The 5055-nt window shown below is 64.8% G+C and carries 6 protein-coding genes and 2 pseudogenes; 4 read left to right on the forward strand and 4 right to left on the reverse strand.

Translation table 11 applies throughout. The annotated features are described in order from the left end of the window. Positions 1-99, reverse strand: a pseudogene (locus tag STRIP9103_RS19550) (DUF2975 domain-containing protein); the annotation flags it as partial. 223 nt (positions 100-322) lie between these two features. On the opposite strand from STRIP9103_RS19550, the gene STRIP9103_RS19555 reads away from it, so the two are divergent. Both STRIP9103_RS19555 and STRIP9103_RS51610 read left to right on the forward strand, forming a co-directional pair. After that, positions 323-1339 carry a hypothetical protein gene (locus tag STRIP9103_RS19555; protein ID WP_009315206.1) on the forward strand — a complete coding sequence of 339 codons (1017 nt, stop codon included), beginning with the start codon at positions 323-325 and terminating at the stop codon, positions 1337-1339. After that, positions 1336-1518, forward strand: a complete 183-nt coding sequence (locus STRIP9103_RS51610) for a hypothetical protein (protein ID WP_009315205.1) — start codon at positions 1336-1338, stop codon at positions 1516-1518. The genes STRIP9103_RS19555 and STRIP9103_RS51610 overlap by 4 nt, the downstream gene beginning before the upstream one ends. A gap of 460 nt (positions 1519-1978) precedes the next feature. Here the strand turns inward: STRIP9103_RS51610 and STRIP9103_RS19560 are convergent, their stop codons facing one another. After that, on the reverse strand, positions 1979-2698 hold the full coding sequence (locus STRIP9103_RS19560; RefSeq protein WP_009315204.1) for an IS6 family transposase: 720 nt from the start codon (positions 2696-2698) through the stop codon (positions 1979-1981). 196 nt (positions 2699-2894) lie between these two features. On the opposite strand from STRIP9103_RS19560, the gene STRIP9103_RS19565 reads away from it, so the two are divergent. Further along, positions 2895-3665 (forward strand): IS5/IS1182 family transposase, encoded by a 771-nt coding sequence (locus STRIP9103_RS19565; RefSeq protein WP_009307918.1) that lies wholly within the window; start codon positions 2895-2897, stop codon positions 3663-3665. A 121-nt stretch (positions 3666-3786) separates the two neighbouring features. On the opposite strand, the gene STRIP9103_RS19570 is transcribed toward STRIP9103_RS19565, so the two are convergent. Then, a complete protein-coding gene (locus tag STRIP9103_RS19570) occupies positions 3787-4065 on the reverse strand; it encodes a hypothetical protein (protein ID WP_141585688.1) in 279 nt (92 codons plus the stop codon). 249 nt (positions 4066-4314) lie between these two features. Between STRIP9103_RS19570 and STRIP9103_RS49995 the strand changes: the two genes are divergently transcribed. Then, complete coding sequence (locus STRIP9103_RS49995; protein WP_141595303.1) at positions 4315-4710, forward strand: hypothetical protein; 396 nt, start codon at positions 4315-4317, stop codon at positions 4708-4710. Positions 4711-4853: 143 nt separating this feature from the next. On the opposite strand, the pseudogene STRIP9103_RS51615 reads toward STRIP9103_RS49995, so the two are convergent. Further along, positions 4854-5055, reverse strand: a pseudogene (locus tag STRIP9103_RS51615) (hypothetical protein); the annotation flags it as partial.

Genomic DNA, 5055 nt, shown 5'->3' on the forward strand with positions numbered 1-5055 from the left:
GCTGACCAATGTCCACACCATCAATGCCTGCACGAAAACGGTGCCGGCGAGCACCACCACGAGTACGGCGCGCAGCGCACGCACGGTCAGCTTTCCCATGCCCCATCCTTCCATCGAATTGCGATGGGAATCTATCGAGTTTCGATAGGTCAAGCAAGAGGTGAGATGAAGGGTGGGCGGCAGTTTCGCACGGTGGCAGGACGTCGCCGCCTCTCATGGCATGGCGAGGTTGCGCGAACCGTCTTGATCCTGTCGAAGTCGGCCTCACTTGAACACAAATCGGACACCACCCGACTACGCCGAAGCCCTGGGTGTGCACCGTGTGACACTGCTCGCGCAGATCCAGGCACCCGACTTCGACTTCACGGCGTACGTGATGTGGGACAAGTTCGCGAACCTGACCGACCACGACCTGCTGGGAGGCGAGTTCGAGCATGCGGACTCCCTGCTCGGCAGCACAGTGAAGGCCGCGCGCACCCGGCTGCGCGCCTATTTCCGAGATCAGGAGCGGGAACGAACGCGCAAGCTGGTACAGCAATGGATCGACGAGGGCATCTACCCCTACAGCGGAGAGCCGGGCGGCCCGGTAGAGGTGGCCGAGCGGGACACGTTCAATGAGGTGGCCAGCCTCGTCAACCGCCAGTTGAAGGGGCCGAAGTCGGCGCGTCGTACGCAGATGGTGTTGCTCCGCGAGGCGCTGCGGCGCCAGCCCGCAGCGATGCCCAAGGTGCTCGATGAGCTGTTCGGCCTGTCGGGACCTCAGAAAGAGCGGCTGGAGGACCTGGTCGATCGCACCCCGCTGTCGAATCTCATTGCCGCCAACGCGGAAACGGCCGACCGCATTGATGCGCTGAACACGTTGCGTGAGCTGCTGTTCGAGTTCGAGTCCCGGTACACGCTGCGTGAGAAGGACCAGTTGCACCGCATGCTGGAGAAAGAGCTGTGGATCTTCGGCGATGAGTACAGCCACACCGTGTCGGAGATCGGACTGACGAAGGCACTCAACCGGCACCCCCCCGCCTGGAGGACAGGACTGTGCCCCAGCAGCGAGTCCAGTTGCACAGCGCAACCAGCGGGCGACTCGACCTTTTACTTTCGTGCGTGTCAGGTGCCGGCCGTACCAAGCAGCATCTGGTGGTCGAACTCAAGCGACCGAGCACGGAACTTTCCGAGGCGGAAGTCGCCCAGATCAACAGCTACGCCTACGCCGTCACTACCGACGAGCGCTACCGCCATGATGAGGAAACCCGTTGGGAGTTCTGGCTGGTCGACAACTCCATCTCTGACGTGGTCCAGTGGCAGTACCCCCGCGGATACGTCAAGGACGACGGCCGGGTGACCATCCGCATCATCACCTGGGGAGCGATCATCGATTCCTGTGAGGAACGGCTGCGGAAGCAGCGAGAACGACTGGACTACGCGTCCGACCAGACCCACAGCATCGAGTACGCCCAGCGTGTTCATGCAGACGCTGACGTGGTTCCCCTTCTGGCTGCCCGGGAAGACGACAGTGCCTGACCGTGTCTTCACGGCCCTCACGCTGGGTAGGCCGGGCCGCCCGGCGCCAGGCGGTCACGCGGTGCGCCTGTCGGCGCGGCGAGCCATTCGAACGGCAGTACCGTAACGGCCTGGCACAGAAGAACGACGAGAAGACGTACGCCTTCCCAAACGACCTCATCAATGCCCAGGCTGAGCCTGATGAGGTGCGAGGCGAACTGAAGTCCCTGCTCAAGAGGCAGCCCTGGTCCGTCGTGCCCCTGGCCGCGTGGACGACCCACGAGAGTTACTGGCGTGCCTCCTCCCGTCCAGAGTCCCCCGGCTGGGATTCCGCCGACCAAGAGCGCATCGACCGTTTGCGCGCACGGGAACTCGAGCTCGCTGCTCTGATCATCAGCCACCCGGGCGTTGTCACGTCGTTGGGTGTGGGGGTGTCTGACGGTGTGCCGGGGCGTGGTGGAGTCGGGTTCCGGCTGTGTGCTCACGGCGCGGTGGGCAGGCTGGCGACGCCGGTGATCTGCTTCCGGATTGCGAAGCGGATGCTCATCTCGGCTTGGTGGGCGGCAGCGGTCATCAGGTGTCGGCGGGGCCGGAAGTGGGGTGAGATGCCGCTGAACGCGGACAGGAACCGCTGTGCTCCGCCCACTGAGCGGAAGCCCTTCATCGCCCGTTCGTGCTGTCTGGTGGGCTGGTGGCTGTTCTCGGCCCGGTTGTTGAGGTACTTCGACTGCCGGTGCTCGACGGAGGGCATGACCTCGTGGTGGGCGGCGCCGTAGGAGTGGAGCCTGTCGGTGATGATCGCCCGCGGCACCGTGCGGGTCTTCTTCATCAGGCGGCGTAAGAAACGCCTGGCGGCGGCCTTGTCCCGGCGGTTCTGCACCAGGACGTCCAGGACGTTGCCGTCCTGGTCGACGGCCCGCCACAGGTACTTCCGTTCCCCGTGGATCTTGGTGAAGACCTCGTCCAGGTGCCATGTGCCATCAGGCCGGGGCTGCCGGCGGCGCAGCGCGCTCGTGTACCGCTGCCCGAACCTGGCGCACCAGCGGCGCACCGTCTCGTAGGAGACGACGATCCCGCGCTCGAGCATCAGCTCCTCGACCTCGCGGAACGACAGCGGGAAGCGGTGATACAGCCACACACAGTGGGAGATGACCTCGACCGGGTACCGGTGCCCCTTGTACGACAGCGACACGACCCCCACGAACGACCCTTCCCAGGCTGATCAACCAGAAGATCATCCCACCCGGCCAACCAACGTGACAGCGCCGACAAGCTCTATCGTCCCAGTTCAGAAGGCACTTTCGCGTTCCCGCTCATGATCCGGACACGGCTGCAAGTGAAACGCGCAGGCTAAGGGTTGTCCCGTAACTGCTGGTCACGGGTGAGATGATCTTGGTGTGGCTGGTGTGATCACGGCGTCGGAGCCGTCTTGGATAGCCCCGTTCACCGGGCTGAGTCCGCGTCAGTTCAGCAAGCTGATCACCGCCTTGCGGCGGGAGGGCGCGGATCCGGTCCGTAAGGGCCGGCCCTGGAGCCTGCCGCTGGAGGACCGGGTCCTGCTGGTCGCCGCGTACTGGCGCACGAACCTCACCCTGCGCCAGCTCGCCCTGTTGTTCGGGGTATCGAAGTCGGCGGCCGACCGCATTGTCGACCGCCTCGGGCCGTCGCTCGCGCTCCAGCAGCGCAAACGGTTCCGCAAGGACACCGTGCTGATCGCGGACGGAACCCTGGTGCCGACCCGCGACCACAGCATCGCCGAGCAGTCGAAGAACTACCGGTACTCCACCAACCACCAGGTCGTCATCGACGCCGACACCCGGCTCGTCGTCGCCGTCGGCCGGCCACTGCCGGGCAACCGCGACGATTGCAAGGCGTGGGAACTGTCCGGCGCAAAGGACGCCGTCGGAAAGACGACCGTGATCGCGGACGGCGGCTACCGGGGCACCGGCCTGGTCATCCCGCACCGCCGCGAACGCGGCCAGGCCGAACTCCCGGCCTGGCAGGAAGAGCACAACGCCTCCCACCGCAAGGTCCGCGCCCGCGTCGAGCACGTATTCGCCCGGATGAAGAGCTGGAAGATCCTGCGCGACTGCCGCCTGAAAGGCGACGGCGTCCACCACGCCATGCTCGGTATCGCCCGCCTGCACAACCTCACCCTCGCCGAGTGACGGGAAACGAGCAGGTCAACCAGCATGCCGTAGATCATTTACGGGACAGCCCTTAGACGTCGCACGCAAGCGCCCTGTCCCCGGCATTCCAGCTGCCGGGGACAGGGGGAGCTTCCGCATCCTACGACGCAGCCCGTGACGCGCGGTGCCGCGCCCACCAGGACAGTCGCGGTGCAGTAGCCGTACAGACGGCCTGCCCGAACGCCTCCAGACGCGCCTCGTTCTCAACGTCGCCATAGGCGCCCAGCAGCTGCTCGGTGACGGCGGCGACGGCCGGGTCCGGGTAGCGCATCAGCGTGGCCGTCGCGGCGACGACCCGGGTGAGCGGTTCCCGTACGGCGACCGCGGCATGCTTGCTGGCCCGCCGCTCCCGGCTGAGGAGTTCCGCCGCCTGCCCCATGCCCACCTGCCCGCTCAGAACCCGTCTTTGAACATGAGAACCGCGCATCTGCTGTCGAATGGGCTCAAGTGTGTGAAAGTAACGCAAGATCAGCAAGGATGGCCGAAGTGCGGCCGACAGGAACACCGTCTTCGAATTTCAGGCCCCACCTGTGACTTACATCACACATCCGAAGGGAACTTCCTTGCGCTTTCCCTTCTCCTACAGTCCGAAAGGGAAGAAGAAGCAAGAACAGAAGGGAAAAGAGCTGTGCGGAAGATAGTCAAGAAGGCCGCCAGTGTGGCTGCAGTTGTTGCTGCATCGGGTGCATTGGTCGGCGTGAGCTCGACAAATGCTGCGGCGGCAGATGCGAATTGCACCGCGTCAATATTTCAGCTCCAGCGGGATTTCAACACCTTCGACAATGCTGCCCACGGGGGCGCGCGCGACGGTCTCGTCTCGTACAACGACCTGAGGGCCGTTGCCAACGGAACGCAACAAAACGGCACCCATCCGTCAGATGGTTCTCGGAATGCCGCGCGCTACTTGCTTAACCACCCCGATCAGCTACGACGGCTCGACACTGCGGCGCAGGGCGGGAGTCCCGACGAGCGTATCTCGCAAAACGACAACGCCTATGCTCTCGCGGCGACTCGCGTCTGCTAGGGCTTAGCGCGAGGGAGCCGGGGCCCCTCGCGCGAACTTCAAGAGTGCCCGGCTCATCTTCTATGTGAGGCATTTCCGCGGCCCGCTATTCCTTCTACTCCATGGCGGACAGACGGCTCTGGCCAAAGCCGAAAGATGAGTGGTCACGCCGCCTGAACTGTTGTCGTCGGCCGCGGTGTTGCTGCGGTCGGGTAGGTGGCCTGCCGGGTGAGGCGACGGGTCATAAGAGTGATGGCGGCGAGGGTGAGCATCGCCTCGGAGTGCTCGGGACGGGTCTCGTAGTCCCAGGCATTCCTGCGGGCGTGAAGCCACCACGCCCGACTGCGCTCACTACCCAGCGCCGCG

The organism is Streptomyces ipomoeae 91-03, assembly GCF_000317595.1.
Taxonomy (GTDB): Bacteria; Actinomycetota; Actinomycetes; order Streptomycetales; family Streptomycetaceae; genus Streptomyces; species Streptomyces ipomoeae.

Coding starts and splice junctions, on each gene's coding strand:
- STRIP9103_RS19570 (WP_141585688.1), bottom strand. CDS start 4,065: ATGGGGCAGGCGGCGGAACTCCTCAGCCGGGAGCGGCGGGCCAGCAAG.